Origin of the sequence: Leeuwenhoekiella sp. LLG6367-2.1 (assembly GCF_045055775.1) — a bacterium.
GTDB classification, from domain to species: Bacteria; Bacteroidota; Bacteroidia; order Flavobacteriales; family Flavobacteriaceae; genus Leeuwenhoekiella; species Leeuwenhoekiella aequorea.
Map to the genome: position 1 here is coordinate 2,272,626 of NZ_CP159331.1, position 16,674 is coordinate 2,289,299.

General features: G+C 40.9%; 2 protein-coding genes. Both read left to right on the forward strand.

The window, feature by feature from the left end; genetic code table 11:
* Positions 1 to 416 precede the first annotated feature (416 nt).
* A complete protein-coding gene (locus tag ABVM53_RS10410) occupies positions 417 to 15,668 on the forward strand; it encodes an Ig-like domain-containing protein (RefSeq protein WP_405325809.1) in 15,252 nt (5,083 codons plus the stop codon).
* Between the two features lie 41 nt (positions 15,669 to 15,709).
* The gene (locus ABVM53_RS10415) at positions 15,710 to 16,657 is read left to right on the forward strand and encodes a type IX secretion system membrane protein PorP/SprF (protein ID WP_128758809.1); all 948 of its coding nucleotides are present in this window, start codon (positions 15,710 to 15,712) and stop codon (positions 16,655 to 16,657) included.
* Positions 16,658 to 16,674: the final 17 nt, after the last annotated feature.

The following is a 16,674-nucleotide window of genomic DNA, read 5'->3' on the forward strand; positions in this document are numbered from 1 at the left end:
GGTTAAAAATAGCGATGTAGAAAATTAATGAAGTTTGATCATATTGTTTATAGAAATAAGACGTTATTGGTTGTAAAACAAAGAAAACATCTTAGCATATAACCAGATCAACGCAAACAAAGGTTTGATTTTGTAAGATAAATCTTTATAAATTCCTACTAAATAATGCTTCAAGGTGTTCTTTTGCCGACTATTGTGTATTATGTCTAAAATAATATTTCCAAATAGAATTACACTTAACCTATTGATATATTTGCGGTGCCCAACTTCATAGTTTTAAGACCTTTGCAGGTTCAATTTATTACGGATTACAATTACTTTCCTCACAGTGAGTAATTCAACTCCATGTTTCTCTATATAAAATATTTACGTCAGAATATTTGTTCTGATATATACTTTGATTTAATTCATATAATATGGGTAAAAACTACTTAACGAAGTTTTATTTACTGACTTCTAGAAATCGAACATTATTGTTTTCGATATTTCTTCTATTGTTTTCGTTTTCGGCAGTTCTTGCTCAGCAGGCGTCATCTATTCGAACCGGTGTTTCTTTTACTTTTGAGAAAAATACGCAATCAAGTAATAGCGAGGCGGTTACAATTAAATCTATAACTGTAAACGGAACTCTATATAATACATTTGTTGTTCCAACAGCCTATGAGATGACTCGTTTAGGGCCTGATGGGAACGGAAAAAACCAAATTATAAAAAATGGGAGTACAATAATACCTAATAGTAATAGCTTTACTGGAGGTGCATCTAGTACATGGAATGCTGGTGCTTTAGCAGCATTTCAGGATAAAAATTTGAATCACTATTTTACCGCTAATCCGAATGGTCGAGATATTTGCGGAAACTTTGAAGCTGCAAAGACTACAGATGCTCAGAAACAAACAATATCCTACGATCCAGCTATACCTTCAAATGAAGGAGCTATATTAGCCGTTACTGAAAGAGGAGGTAATAACTGTTTTTATGTGGAGGTTTATGGTATTCCTGTAGGTGGAGGTGCTGAAACAAAATTAGGTCAGACTTTTGTAAGAAGTGTTGGTGATAGTAGGGATGGTGCTTATAAGCCCCCTGTTGCAAATAGTGATTACTGGGGTTCAGGTAGAAAGCAAGACAATGGTCAGACAATTGCCATTGCTCTATTTAATTTAAATAGTATTGCCCCAACGGGATCTAAAATTACTAAGATAGATTTTATTGCTGCAACTAGAGATCACGGTGATGGTAAGTTTTTTATTCTACAGAAATATGCTGTAGATCAAAATGAACTTGCTTGTGAAAATGAAACCATTAGTGGTGACCTTAATATTAATAATAATGTCCCCTCTAATTCAACATATAGCTTAATTTCCGGACCATCTATTGCGGGTAAGTCTTTTACTTTGAATCCCAATGGCACTTATAGTTATGTTCCAAAAGATAATTTCGTTGGAGATGTAACTTTTGAATACAAAGTTTGTTTGCCGGCTCCCAATACTTCAGTTTGTGATTCTGGTAAAGTGACCCTCACATTTGCAGCTCTTCCTGAGACGGCTGAATATATTTTGGATTGCAATGATTCTAGTGATCAAGGTATTACTATTACTAAGCCTATAGGTTCGCAATATGCATATTCTTTAAATGAAGGTGCTTATCAATCATCTGCAACATTCGCTAATTTAGGAGATGGTAGCTATACCATACGGGTTAAAAATATAAATTCAGGTTGTGAATCAAAAAAGATCACAAAGGTCTCTATAAGCAATCTAATAATTGGTACACCTAATGTAACTGATGTGGTGTGTTTCGGCGAATCTACTGGTAAAATTAATGTTACAGTTTCTGGAGGGTTGGCACCATATACATATAAGTGGAGTAATGGAGCAACAACAAGTAATCTTGTAAATGTTCCAGCAGGCAAATACACACTTACTGTAACTGATAAAAATGGATGTAAAAAATCTATAAATAACATCACTGTTAATCAAAATGATGAAATCACCGCTACAACTTCATCTACATCTGAAACAAAATTTAATGGAAATGACGGTACTGCAACGGTAGGTAATGCATCTGGTGGTGTAGGACCGTATACTTACAAGTGGTCAAAAAACAATTTAACGACTCAAACAATTACAGGTCTAAATGCGGGTAATTATACTGTTACAATTACAGATTCTAAAGGTTGTAGCGTTGTAAAGACAGTAGTTGTAGATGGCACAAATCATAAACCGACTGCTCAAAATGATTTTGCACAAGTTTTTGAAAATACGTCCCTAAATATTGATGTTGTTAGTAATGATGATTTTGGAATAGACGGTAAGTCTAATAAACCGATTAGCGTTAGTACTAACCCTAAAAATGGTACGGCTATAGTTAATGAAAATGGTACTCCAAATGATCCTTCAGATGATACCATTTTATATACTCCTAACAAAGATTTCTCTGGAGAGGATACATTTGAATATACAATAGAAGATGCTAATGGAGATAAAAGTAAAGCAATTGTAACAATTACTGTATCTGATGTAATTGTTGTATTGCCTGGTGAAAGAAGCTGTGATTGCGCTCCTTTTGTCGAAAAATCAAACTTTGTAAATCCTAAATTAGAATACGGTGAGAATTTGAAAGTAGATGCTGTTTACAGATTTTCGAATGTATTCTTAGATAGTCCATTTCCTATAGATGCTCTCGTAAAAATTGTAAAATTTAATAATGGAGCTTCTCTTTTAAATATAGATGTAACGGGGTCAGGTCTTTCAGAAAATTTTCAGCCTCAAATAAATAGCACAAATTCTGGAGATCAAAGTGTAGAATTTGAAATAATGTTCGTTACCTCAGGAGGAACTGCTAGTAATCAAATTCCTTTATCGTTTTTTGGTACTTCTTTCGATATTGATGGAGATAGCCAAAGAACACGTGAATATTCTGAGCTTAGTTTGCCAGATGCATATTATCAGTCTCAAAATACTTTGATAGATATTCAAAGAAAATCAGCTTCAATTCGTGGGACTGCTAGAAATGCTACAACAGCCCCAGGTGGAGATATTTCTATTGATCCCAGATATACATTTAGTAATTATTGGGAGAATAAATCAGTTTTAAATTATACCATTGGTAAGAATAATGGTGATAACGACAGATATTATTCTCTTGGTTTAAAAAATGCAGATTATGATAAGCCTGTTAGTACGTTAATAACAGCTCCAGTAATTTGTGGAAAAGTTACTGATGATAATGGAAAACCTTTAGCTGGTGTTACTGTAAATATTACCGGAACTAATAAAACTAATGTTAATTTACTAACGGATGAAAATGGAAAATATCGTCATGTTACGTCAGATTTATCTGCATTTAAGGATGTAGAATATACTATTACTGAAACAGATCCTGTAAAGTATTTTTCTGTTTCTGATGCAGTTGATCCTAATGATAACATAATTACAAGGAATATTAATCTAAGATCTTCTTGTGGTAATGACTTTATTGACGCATTAGATCCATTTGTAAAAATATCTGATGCATCTGCTGTAGAAGGTCAGGATGTTATTTTTCAATTAACATTATCACGAGCTAGTTCTGAAGATATTATTTTCAATTATAGTTCTGCGGATAATTCGCCAATTACATTTAGTAGCGCAATTGGAGGGGTAGATTATACTATTACAAACGGCACATTTAAAATTCCGGCAGGAACAACTACTATTCCCTTTACTCCTGTAAATACTAATGATGACACTATATTCGAAGTTTCTGAAACTTTTAATATGGTGCTTACTCCGGTAGGTTCAAATTTGAATATTGCAAGCAGTGATTTAGAGGCAATAGGCACTATTACTGATAATGATAAATCACCAACCATTATTATAGAAGATGTAACGGTAGCAGAAGGAGCAGATGCAGTTTTTGCAGTGACTTTAGATAAGCCAAGTTATCAGGATATTGTAGTAGACATCACCTTTGCAGATGGCACAGCTACAAATCCTGAAGATTATACAGACGGAACCCCGCTACAGGTAACCATTCCTGCGGGATCAACTACCAGCGGACCAATTACCTTCCCAACAGTAGACGATGCTTTATTTGAAGTAGATGAAACCTTTACGGTAACTGGAACGGTAGCTAGTGGAACTACAGCAGCTCCAAGTGCAACCGGAACGGGAACAATCACCGACAACGACGGGTCAGCACCAACCATTATTATAGAAGATGTAACGGTAGCAGAAGGAGCAGATGCAGTTTTTGCAGTGACTTTAGATAAGCCAAGTTATCAGGATATTGTAGTAGACATCACCTTTGCAGATGGAACAGCTACAAATCCTGAAGATTATACAGACGGAACCCCGCTACAGGTAACCATTCCTGCGGGATCAACTACCAGCGGACCAATTACCTTCCCAACAGTAGACGATGCTTTATTTGAAGTAGATGAAACCTTTACGGTAACTGGAACGGTAGCTAGTGGAACTACAGCAGCTCCAAGTGCAACCGGAACGGGAACAATCACCGACAACGACGGGTCAGCACCAACCATTATTATAGAAGATGTAACGGTAGCAGAAGGAGCAGATGCAGTTTTTGCAGTGACTTTAGATAAGCCAAGTTATCAGGATATTGTAGTAGACATCACCTTTGCAGATGGAACAGCTACAAATCCTGAAGATTATACAGACGGAACCCCGCTACAGGTAACCATTCCTGCGGGATCAACTACCAGCGGACCAATTACCTTCCCAACAGTAGACGATGCTTTATTTGAAGTAGATGAAACCTTTACGGTAACTGGAACGGTAGCTAGTGGAACTACAGCAGCTCCAAGTGCAACCGGAACGGGAACAATCACCGACAACGACGGGTCAGCACCAACCATTATTATAGAAGATGTAACGGTAGCAGAAGGAGCAGATGCAGTTTTTGCAGTGACTTTAGATAAGCCAAGTTATCAGGATATTGTAGTAGACATCACCTTTGCAGATGGAACAGCTACAAATCCTGCGGATTATACAGACGGAACCCCACTACAGGTAACCATTCCTGCGGGATCAACTACCAGCGGACCAATTACCTTCCCAACAGTAGACGATGCTTTATTTGAAGTAGATGAAACCTTTACGGTAACTGGAACGGTAGCTAGTGGAACTACAGCAGCTCCAAGTGCAACCGGAACGGGAACAATCACCGACAACGACGGGTCAGCACCAACCATTATTATAGAAGATGTAACGGTAGCAGAAGGAGCAGATGCAGTTTTTGCAGTGACTTTAGATAAGCCAAGTTATCAGGATATTGTAGTAGACATCACCTTTGCAGATGGCACAGCTACAAATCCTGCGGATTATACAGACGGAACCCCACTACAGGTAACCATCCCTGCGGGATCAACTACCAGCGGACCGATTACCTTCCCAACAGTAGACGATGCTTTATTTGAAGTAGACGAAACCTTTACGGTAACTGGAACGGTAGCTAGTGGAACTACAGCAGCTCCAAGTGCAACCGGAACGGGAACAATCACCGACAACGACGGGTCAGCACCAACCATTATTATAGAAGATGTAACGGTAGCAGAAGGAGCAGATGCAGTTTTTGCAGTGACTTTAGATAAGCCAAGTTATCAGGATATTGTAGTAGACATCACCTTTGCAGATGGCACAGCTACAAATCCTGAAGATTATACAGACGGAACCCCGCTACAGGTAACCATTCCTGCGGGATCAACTACCAGCGGACCAATTACCTTCCCAACAGTAGACGATGCTTTATTTGAAGTAGATGAAACCTTTACGGTAACTGGAACGGTAGCTAGTGGAACTACAGCAGCTCCAAGTGCAACCGGAACGGGAACAATCACCGACAACGACGGGTCAGCACCAACCATTATTATAGAAGATGTAACGGTAGCAGAAGGAGCAGATGCAGTTTTTGCAGTGACTTTAGATAAGCCAAGTTATCAGGATATTGTAGTAGACATCACCTTTGCAGATGGCACAGCTACAAATCCTGCGGATTATACAGACGGAACCCCACTACAGGTAACCATTCCTGCGGGATCAACTACCAGCGGACCAATTACCTTCCCAACAGTAGACGATGCTTTATTTGAAGTAGATGAAACCTTTACGGTAACTGGAACGGTAGCTAGTGGAACTACAGCAGCTCCAAGTGCAACCGGAACGGGAACAATCACCGACAACGACGGGTCAGCACCAACCATTATTATAGAAGATGTAACGGTAGCAGAAGGAGCAGATGCAGTTTTTGCAGTGACTTTAGATAAGCCAAGTTATCAGGATATTGTAGTAGACATCACCTTTGCAGATGGCACAGCTACAAATCCTGCGGATTATACAGACGGAACCCCACTACAGGTAACCATCCCTGCGGGATCAACTACCAGCGGACCGATTACCTTCCCAACAGTAGACGATGCTTTATTTGAAGTAGACGAAACCTTTACGGTAACTGGAACGGTAGCTAGTGGAACTACAGCAGCTCCAAGTGCAACCGGAACGGGAACAATCACCGACAACGACGGGTCAGCACCAACCATTATTATAGAAGATGTAACGGTAGCAGAAGGAGCAGATGCAGTTTTTGCAGTGACTTTAGATAAGCCAAGTTATCAGGATATTGTAGTAGACATCACCTTTGCAGATGGCACAGCTACAAATCCTGAAGATTATACAGACGGAACCCCGCTACAGGTAACCATTCCTGCGGGATCAACTACCAGCGGACCAATTACCTTCCCAACAGTAGACGATGCTTTATTTGAAGTAGATGAAACCTTTACGGTAACTGGAACGGTAGCTAGTGGAACTACAGCAGCTCCAAGTGCAACCGGAACGGGAACAATCACCGACAACGACGGGTCAGCACCAACCATTATTATAGAAGATGTAACGGTAGCAGAAGGAGCAGATGCAGTTTTTGCAGTGACTTTAGATAAGCCAAGTTATCAGGATATTGTAGTAGACATCACCTTTGCAGATGGCACAGCTACAAATCCTGAAGATTATACAGACGGAACCCCGCTACAGGTAACCATTCCTGCGGGATCAACTACCAGCGGACCAATTACCTTCCCAACAGTAGACGATGCTTTATTTGAAGTAGATGAAACCTTTACGGTAACTGGAACGGTAGCTAGTGGAACTACAGCAGCTCCAAGTGCAACCGGAACGGGAACAATCACCGACAACGACGGGTCAGCACCAACCATTATTATAGAAGATGTAACGGTAGCAGAAGGAGCAGATGCAGTTTTTGCAGTGACTTTAGATAAGCCAAGTTATCAGGATATTGTAGTAGACATCACCTTTGCAGATGGCACAGCTACAAATCCTGAAGATTATACAGACGGAACCCCGCTACAGGTAACCATTCCTGCGGGATCAACTACCAGCGGACCAATTACCTTCCCAACAGTAGACGATGCTTTATTTGAAGTAGATGAAACCTTTACGGTAACTGGAACGGTAGCTAGTGGAACTACAGCAGCTCCAAGTGCAACCGGAACGGGAACAATCACCGACAACGACGGGTCAGCACCAACCATTATTATAGAAGATGTAACGGTAGCAGAAGGAGCAGATGCAGTTTTTGCAGTGACTTTAGATAAGCCAAGTTATCAGGATATTGTAGTAGACATCACCTTTGCAGATGGAACAGCTACAAATCCTGAAGATTATACAGACGGAACCCCGCTACAGGTAACCATTCCTGCGGGATCAACTACCAGCGGACCAATTACCTTCCCAACAGTAGACGATGCTTTATTTGAAGTAGATGAAACCTTTACGGTAACTGGAACGGTAGCTAGTGGAACTACAGCAGCTCCAAGTGCAACCGGAACGGGAACAATCACCGACAACGACGGGTCAGCACCAACCATTATTATAGAAGATGTAACGGTAGCAGAAGGAGCAGATGCAGTTTTTGCAGTGACTTTAGATAAGCCAAGTTATCAGGATATTGTAGTAGACATCACCTTTGCAGATGGAACAGCTACAAATCCTGCGGATTATACAGACGGAACCCCACTACAGGTAACCATTCCTGCGGGATCAACTACCAGCGGACCAATTACCTTCCCAACAGTAGACGATGCTTTATTTGAAGTAGATGAAACCTTTACGGTAACTGGAACGGTAGCTAGTGGAACTACAGCAGCTCCAAGTGCAACCGGAACGGGAACAATCACCGACAACGACGGGTCAGCACCAACCATTATTATAGAAGATGTAACGGTAGCAGAAGGAGCAGATGCAGTTTTTGCAGTGACTTTAGATAAGCCAAGTTATCAGGATATTGTAGTAGACATCACCTTTGCAGATGGCACAGCTACAAATCCTGCGGATTATACAGACGGAACCCCACTACAGGTAACCATCCCTGCGGGATCAACTACCAGCGGACCGATTACCTTCCCAACAGTAGACGATGCTTTATTTGAAGTAGACGAAACCTTTACGGTAACTGGAACGGTAGCTAGTGGAACTACAGCAGCTCCAAGTGCAACCGGAACGGGAACAATCACCGACAACGACGGGTCAGCACCAACCATTATTATAGAAGATGTAACGGTAGCAGAAGGAGCAGATGCAGTTTTTGCAGTGACTTTAGATAAGCCAAGTTATCAGGATATTGTAGTAGACATCACCTTTGCAGATGGCACAGCTACAAATCCTGAAGATTATACAGACGGAACCCCGCTACAGGTAACCATTCCTGCGGGATCAACTACCAGCGGACCAATTACCTTCCCAACAGTAGACGATGCTTTATTTGAAGTAGATGAAACCTTTACGGTAACTGGAACGGTAGCTAGTGGAACTACAGCAGCTCCAAGTGCAACCGGAACGGGAACAATCACCGACAACGACGGGTCAGCACCAACCATTATTATAGAAGATGTAACGGTAGCAGAAGGAGCAGATGCAGTTTTTGCAGTGACTTTAGATAAGCCAAGTTATCAGGATATTGTAGTAGACATCACCTTTGCAGATGGAACAGCTACAAATCCTGCGGATTATACAGACGGAACCCCACTACAGGTAACCATTCCTGCGGGATCAACTACCAGCGGACCAATTACCTTCCCAACAGTAGACGATGCTTTATTTGAAGTAGATGAAACCTTTACGGTAACTGGAACGGTAGCTAGTGGAACTACAGCAGCTCCAAGTGCAACCGGAACGGGAACAATCACCGACAACGACGGGTCAGCACCAACCATTATTATAGAAGATGTAACGGTAGCAGAAGGAGCAGATGCAGTTTTTGCAGTGACTTTAGATAAGCCAAGTTATCAGGATATTGTAGTAGACATCACCTTTGCAGATGGCACAGCTACAAATCCTGCGGATTATACAGACGGAACCCCACTACAGGTAACCATCCCTGCGGGATCAACTACCAGCGGACCGATTACCTTCCCAACAGTAGACGATGCTTTATTTGAAGTAGACGAAACCTTTACGGTAACTGGAACGGTAGCTAGTGGAACTACAGCAGCTCCAAGTGCAACCGGAACGGGAACAATCACCGACAACGACGGGTCAGCACCAACCATTATTATAGAAGATGTAACGGTAGCAGAAGGAGCAGATGCAGTTTTTGCAGTGACTTTAGATAAGCCAAGTTATCAGGATATTGTAGTAGACATCACCTTTGCAGATGGCACAGCTACAAATCCTGAAGATTATACAGACGGAACCCCGCTACAGGTAACCATTCCTGCGGGATCAACTACCAGCGGACCAATTACCTTCCCAACAGTAGACGATGCTTTATTTGAAGTAGATGAAACCTTTACGGTAACTGGAACGGTAGCTAGTGGAACTACAGCAGCTCCAAGTGCAACCGGAACGGGAACAATCACCGACAACGACGGGTCAGCACCAACCATTATTATAGAAGATGTAACGGTAGCAGAAGGAGCAGATGCAGTTTTTGCAGTGACTTTAGATAAGCCAAGTTATCAGGATATTGTAGTAGACATCACCTTTGCAGATGGCACAGCTACAAATCCTGAAGATTATACAGACGGAACCCCGCTACAGGTAACCATTCCTGCGGGATCAACTACCAGCGGACCAATTACCTTCCCAACAGTAGACGATGCTTTATTTGAAGTAGATGAAACCTTTACGGTAACTGGAACGGTAGCTAGTGGAACTACAGCAGCTCCAAGTGCAACCGGAACGGGAACAATCACCGACAACGACGGGTCAGCACCAACCATTATTATAGAAGATGTAACGGTAGCAGAAGGAGCAGATGCAGTTTTTGCAGTGACTTTAGATAAGCCAAGTTATCAGGATATTGTAGTAGACATCACCTTTGCAGATGGAACAGCTACAAATCCTGCGGATTATACAGACGGAACCCCACTACAGGTAACCATTCCTGCGGGATCAACTACCAGCGGACCAATTACCTTCCCAACAGTAGACGATGCTTTATTTGAAGTAGATGAAACCTTTACGGTAACTGGAACGGTAGCTAGTGGAACTACAGCAGCTCCAAGTGCAACCGGAACGGGAACAATCACCGACAACGACGGGTCAGCACCAACCATTATTATAGAAGATGTAACGGTAGCAGAAGGAGCAGATGCAGTTTTTGCAGTGACTTTAGATAAGCCAAGTTATCAGGATATTGTAGTAGACATCACCTTTGCAGATGGCACAGCTACAAACCCTGCGGATTATACAGACGGAACCCCACTACAGGTAACCATTCCTGCGGGATCAACTACCAGCGGACCGATTACCTTCCCAACAGTAGACGATGCTTTATTTGAAGTAGATGAAACCTTTACGGTAACTGGAACGGTAGCTAGTGGAACTACAGCAGCTCCAAGTGCAACCGGAACGGGAACAATCACCGACAACGACGGGTCAGCACCAACCATTATTATAGAAGATGTAACGGTAGCAGAAGGAGCAGATGCAGTTTTTGCAGTGACTTTAGATAAGCCAAGTTATCAGGATATTGTAGTAGACATCACCTTTGCAGATGGAACAGCTACAAATCCTGCGGATTATACAGACGGAACCCCACTACAGGTAACCATTCCTGCGGGATCAACTACCAGCGGACCGATTACCTTCCCAACAGTAGACGATGCTTTATTTGAAGTAGATGAAACCTTTACGGTAACTGGAACGGTAGCTAGTGGAACTACAGCAGCTCCAAGTGCAACCGGAACGGGAACAATCACCGACAACGACGGGTCAGCACCAACCATTATTATAGAAGATGTAACGGTAGCAGAAGGAGCAGATGCAGTTTTTGCAGTGACTTTAGATAAGCCAAGTTATCAGGATATTGTAGTAGACATCACCTTTGCAGATGGAACAGCTACAAATCCTGCGGATTATACAGACGGAACCCCACTACAGGTAACCATTCCTGCGGGATCAACTACCAGCGGACCGATTACCTTCCCAACAGTAGACGATGCTTTATTTGAAGTAGATGAAACCTTTACGGTAACTGGAACGGTAGCTAGTGGAACTACAGCAGCTCCAAGTGCAACCGGAACGGGAACAATCACCGACAACGACGGGTCAGCACCAACCATTATTATAGAAGATGTAACGGTAGCAGAAGGAGCAGATGCAGTTTTTGCAGTGACTTTAGATAAGCCAAGTTATCAGGATATTGTAGTAGACATCACCTTTGCAGATGGCACAGCTACAAACCCTGAAGATTATACAGACGGAACACCGTTACAGGTAACTATCCCTGCAGGTACTCAGACCAGCGGACCAATTACCTTCCCAACAGTAGACGATGCTTTATTTGAAGTAGATGAAACCTTTACGGTAACTGGAACGGTAGCTAGTGGAACTATAGCAGCTCCAAGTACAACAGGAACGGGAACGATTATCTCAAATGAAATCCTAGCCATAAATGACATTAACGATACGTTTGTTAATCAAGCGGTAAGTGGAAATGTAGGAACTAACGATCAGAACGCTGATGGTCCTGCAGGAACAGAAGTATTTACAGTAGTAACTCAGCCAGTAAATGGAACGTTAGTATTTAATCCTGATGGAAGCTATACTTACACACCAAATACAGACTTTATAGGAGAGGATACCTTCACTTATCAAATATGTGATGGTGGAAGTCCACAGGCTTGTGATACGGCTAGTGTAACTATTCAGGTACTTCCGGAAGGAGGTCCGGATAATGCTGCACCGGTAGCTAACGATGACACCTCAATTACAGAAGCAGGAACACCTGTCTCTGGTAATGTAATTGTAAATGATTTTGATCCTGACGGAGATACAATTACAGTAACTGGTAATACAACGCCCAACAATGGAACTGTAGTGGTTAATCCTGACGGAAGCTTTACATATACTCCAAACTCAGGCTTTACGGGTGAAGATACATTTGACTATACGATCTGTGACAATGGTACTCCATCATTATGTAGTACAGCAACAGTTACTATTGAAGTTATTGGTGATGCTGGAAATACTACAGTAGCTAATGATGATGCGTACTTTGGATTTATCGAAACAGTTATCACAGGAAATGTGTTGACTAATGACAGTGATCCGGAAGGAGATAGTTTCAGTGTAAGTTCAAACACAGCAGCTTCAAACGGTACGGTTGTATTAGATGCAGACGGAAGTTTAACCTATACACCAAATGGAACGTATAGCGGAACAGATCAGTTTACGTATACAATTACTGATGCTGCAGGAGCAACTGCAACTGCTACGGTTTATATCAGTATCGATCCAAGTCCAAACGGAGGAAATACAATTCTAGCTGTTAATGACATTAACGATACGTTTGTTAATCAAGCGGTAAGTGGAAATGTAGGAACTAACGATCAGAACCCTGATGGTCCTGCAGGAACAGAGGTATTTACAGTAGTAACTCAGCCAGTAAATGGAACGTTAGTATTTAATCCTGATGGAAGTTATACTTACACACCAAATACAGATTTTATAGGAGAGGATACCTTCACTTATCAAATATGTGATGGTGGAAGTCCACAGGCTTGTGATACGGCTAGTGTAACTATTCAGGTACTTCCGGAAGGAGGTCCGGATAACGCTGCACCGGTAGCTAACGATGATACCTCAATTACAGAATCAGGAACACCTGTCTCTGGTAATGTAATTGTAAATGATTTTGATCCTGATGGAGATACAATTACAGTAACTGGTAATACAACACCAAACAATGGAACTGTAGTGGTTAATCCTGACGGAAGCTTTACATATACTCCAAACTCAGGCTTTACGGGTGAAGATACATTTGACTATACGATCTGTGATAATGGTACTCCATCATTATGTAGTACAGCAACAGTTACTATAGAAGTAATAGGTGATGCTGGAAATACTACAGTAGCTAATGATGATGCGTACTTTGGATTTATCGAAGCAGTTATCACAGGAAATGTGTTGACTAATGACAGTGATCCGGAAGGAGATAGTTTCAGTGTAAGTTCAAACACAGCAGCTTCAAACGGTACGGTTGTATTAGATGCAGACGGAAGTTTAACCTATACACCAAATGGAACGTATAGCGGAACAGATCAGTTTACGTATACAATTACTGATGCTGCAGGAGCAACTGCAACTGCTACGGTTTATATCAGTATCGATCCAAGTCCAAACGGAGGAAATACAATTCTAGCTGTTAATGACATTAACGATACGTTTGTTAATCAAGCGGTAAGTGGAAATGTAGGAACTAACGATCAGAACCCTGATGGTCCTGCAGGAACAGAGGTATTTACAGTAGTAACTCAGCCAGTAAATGGAACGTTAGTATTTAATCCTGATGGAAGCTATACTTACACACCAAATACAGACTTTATAGGAGAGGATACCTTCACTTATCAAATATGTGATGGTGGAAGTCCACAGGCTTGTGATACGGCTAGTGTTTATCTTGAAGTAGTACCTTTAGAAACTACTCAAAATGATCCGCCAGTAGCAAATGCCGATACAAATACAACTGAAGTGGGTGTAAGTATTGATGGTAATGTAATTGTAAATGATTTTGATCCTGACGGAGATACCATTACAGTAACCGGTAATACAACTCCAAATAATGGAACAGTGATAGTAAATCCTGATGGTACGTATACATATACTCCAAATCCTGGCTTTACAGGAGAGGATTCTTTTGAGTACACCATATGTGATAATGGTACTCCACAGGCTTGTGATACGGCAACTGTAGTAATACAAGTGGTTCCTGATTCTGGAAATATTACAAATGCAAATGATGATGTATACTTTGCTGAAATCAATTCGGGTATCAGCGGAAATGTATTAGATAATGATACGGATCCAGAAGGTCAAACCCAGACTGTTGATGTGGCATTGTCACCAGCAAATGGACCTGCAAATGGGACTTTAGTTATAAATCCTGATGGGACTTTTGAATATACTCCAAATACTGATTTTGCAGGAACTGATCAATTTACATATTCGATATTTGACGCAGGATCTCCTGTTGCTACAGATATTGCTACGGTTTATATATTAGTTTCTGAAAAACCAAACCCTGAGATTACTCTAGTGAAAACTGGGTTATTTAATGATGAGAATGCTGATACTTTTGCTCAAGTAGGAGAGACAATAACGTATACTTTTACTGTTACAAATACGGGTAATACTCCTGTAAGTGATATTGCAATTGATGATGCTTTCTTAAACATTAATGGACTAAGTATTGCACCGGCTAATTTATTGCCAGGTGAAGTAGGAACTGCAACAGCGAGTTATGAAATTACTCAAGCTGATATTGAAACTGGTTTTGTTACGAACTCAGCATTAGCTACAGGAACAGATCCATATAATGAAGAGGTGACTGATACTTCTGATAATGGAGATGAAACCGTAGATGAGGATGGTGATGGTGACCCAACTAATGATCCTACAATTACTAATACTCCGGGATTAAGTGCGTTAAGCGTTTACAAATTCGGAACTTGGAACGATGAAGATGGAGATCAGTTGCCAGAAGTTGGTGAGACAATTACATACACTTTCACTGTTAGAAATACGGGTCAGACTGCTCTATTTGATATCGTAATTGACGATCCATTAGTAACGGTTACTGGCGGCCCAATAGATCTTGCAATTGGAGCTGTTGATACAGATACTTTTAGTGCTGTTTATGTGATCACACAATCTGATATAGAAAATGCAGGTGTGAAGAATCAAGCAATTGGTAGTGGTGTTCTTTCAAATGGTACTGTTATAGAAGATCTCTCTGATAATGGGGACGATGAAGAGGAAAGTACCTTTGATACAGATGATATAGATGGTGATCCAACTAATGATCCTACATTTACAAGACTAGATGGTGTTTTACCCGTAGAAGATATAACAGTCTATAATGTAATGACGCCTAACGGAGATGGATTGAATGATGTATTTATGATTCAGAACATTACAAGTTTCCCTAATAACACGGTGCAGATATTTAACCGTTGGGGTGTTGAAGTGTTCAGTACAAAAGGTTATGATCCTAATTCAGATAATGCCTTTAGAGGTTATTCAGATGGTCGTGCAACAGTAAGAAGAGGGGAACGACTTCCAACAGGTACTTATTATTATATAATTACATATGAAAGAGACGGAGGAGAGATACGCAAGTTGGCTTCATTCTTATACATTAACTAAAAAAGCATCACTCAATGAGTAATTATAGTAACACGCTTATAATGATGAAGAAAAATTTTGGTAAGATATTAGTACTTGTAGTGTTGCTTTTTGCAAGCTCAAGTTACGGTCAGCAAGATCCACAGTATACACAATACATGTATAATCCCTTGGTAATAAACCCTGCATATGCAGGTAACCGAGGGGTGACAAGTATTCTCTTACTTCACCGTAGCCAGTGGGTAGGTTTGGATGGTGCTCCTCGTACTCAAAATCTTTCTGTTCATAGTCCCATAGGACTTGGCAAAGTAGGTCTTGGTTTTAGTCTTGTTAATGATGCTTTAGGTCCGGCAAGAGAAACAAATTTCAGTGGAGATTTTAGTTATACAATTGAGACAGGTGCTGAAGGTAAATTGAGTTTTGGTATTAAAGGAACATTAAATTTATTGGATGTTGATTTTAGTAGAACAAATCCATTTAATTCAGGAGACCCCTTTATACAGAATATTGATAACAAAGTTTCACCTAATGTAGGTGTAGGTTTGTTTTATCATGATTCTAAATTTTATGGAGGTTTATCTGCGCCATACCTATTACAGACAGACCATTTTGAACGAAGTGGGACGACAGGCGGTGCTGAAACTTTTGTGGCTGAAGAGCGCATTCATTATTACGGCCTTGCAGGTTACGTGTTTGATATAGGGCGTGATGTAAAATTTAAGCCATCAACTCTTGTAAAAATGGTTGCAGGAGCTCCCTTGGCCGTTGATGTAAACGCAAATTTCTTATTTTATGATAAGTTAACTCTTGGGGCATCATACAGATGGAGTGCTGCTTTGAGTGCTTTAGTAGGTTTTCAAGTCTCAGATGGGATGCTTATAGGATTTGCATACGATAGAGAGAGTACAGACTTAGGTAATGCAACTTATAATGATGGTACTTACGAATTATTTATTCGATTTGAACTTTTCAAGGAGTACAATAGAATGCTAACCCCGCGATTCTTTTAATTCCCTAAATTTTCAAC

Coding starts and splice junctions, on each gene's coding strand:
- ABVM53_RS10415 (WP_128758809.1), top strand. CDS start 15,710: ATGATGAAGAAAAATTTTGGTAAGATATTAGTACTTGTAGTGTTGCTT.
- ABVM53_RS10410 (WP_405325809.1), top strand. CDS start 417: ATGGGTAAAAACTACTTAACGAAGTTTTATTTACTGACTTCTAGAAAT.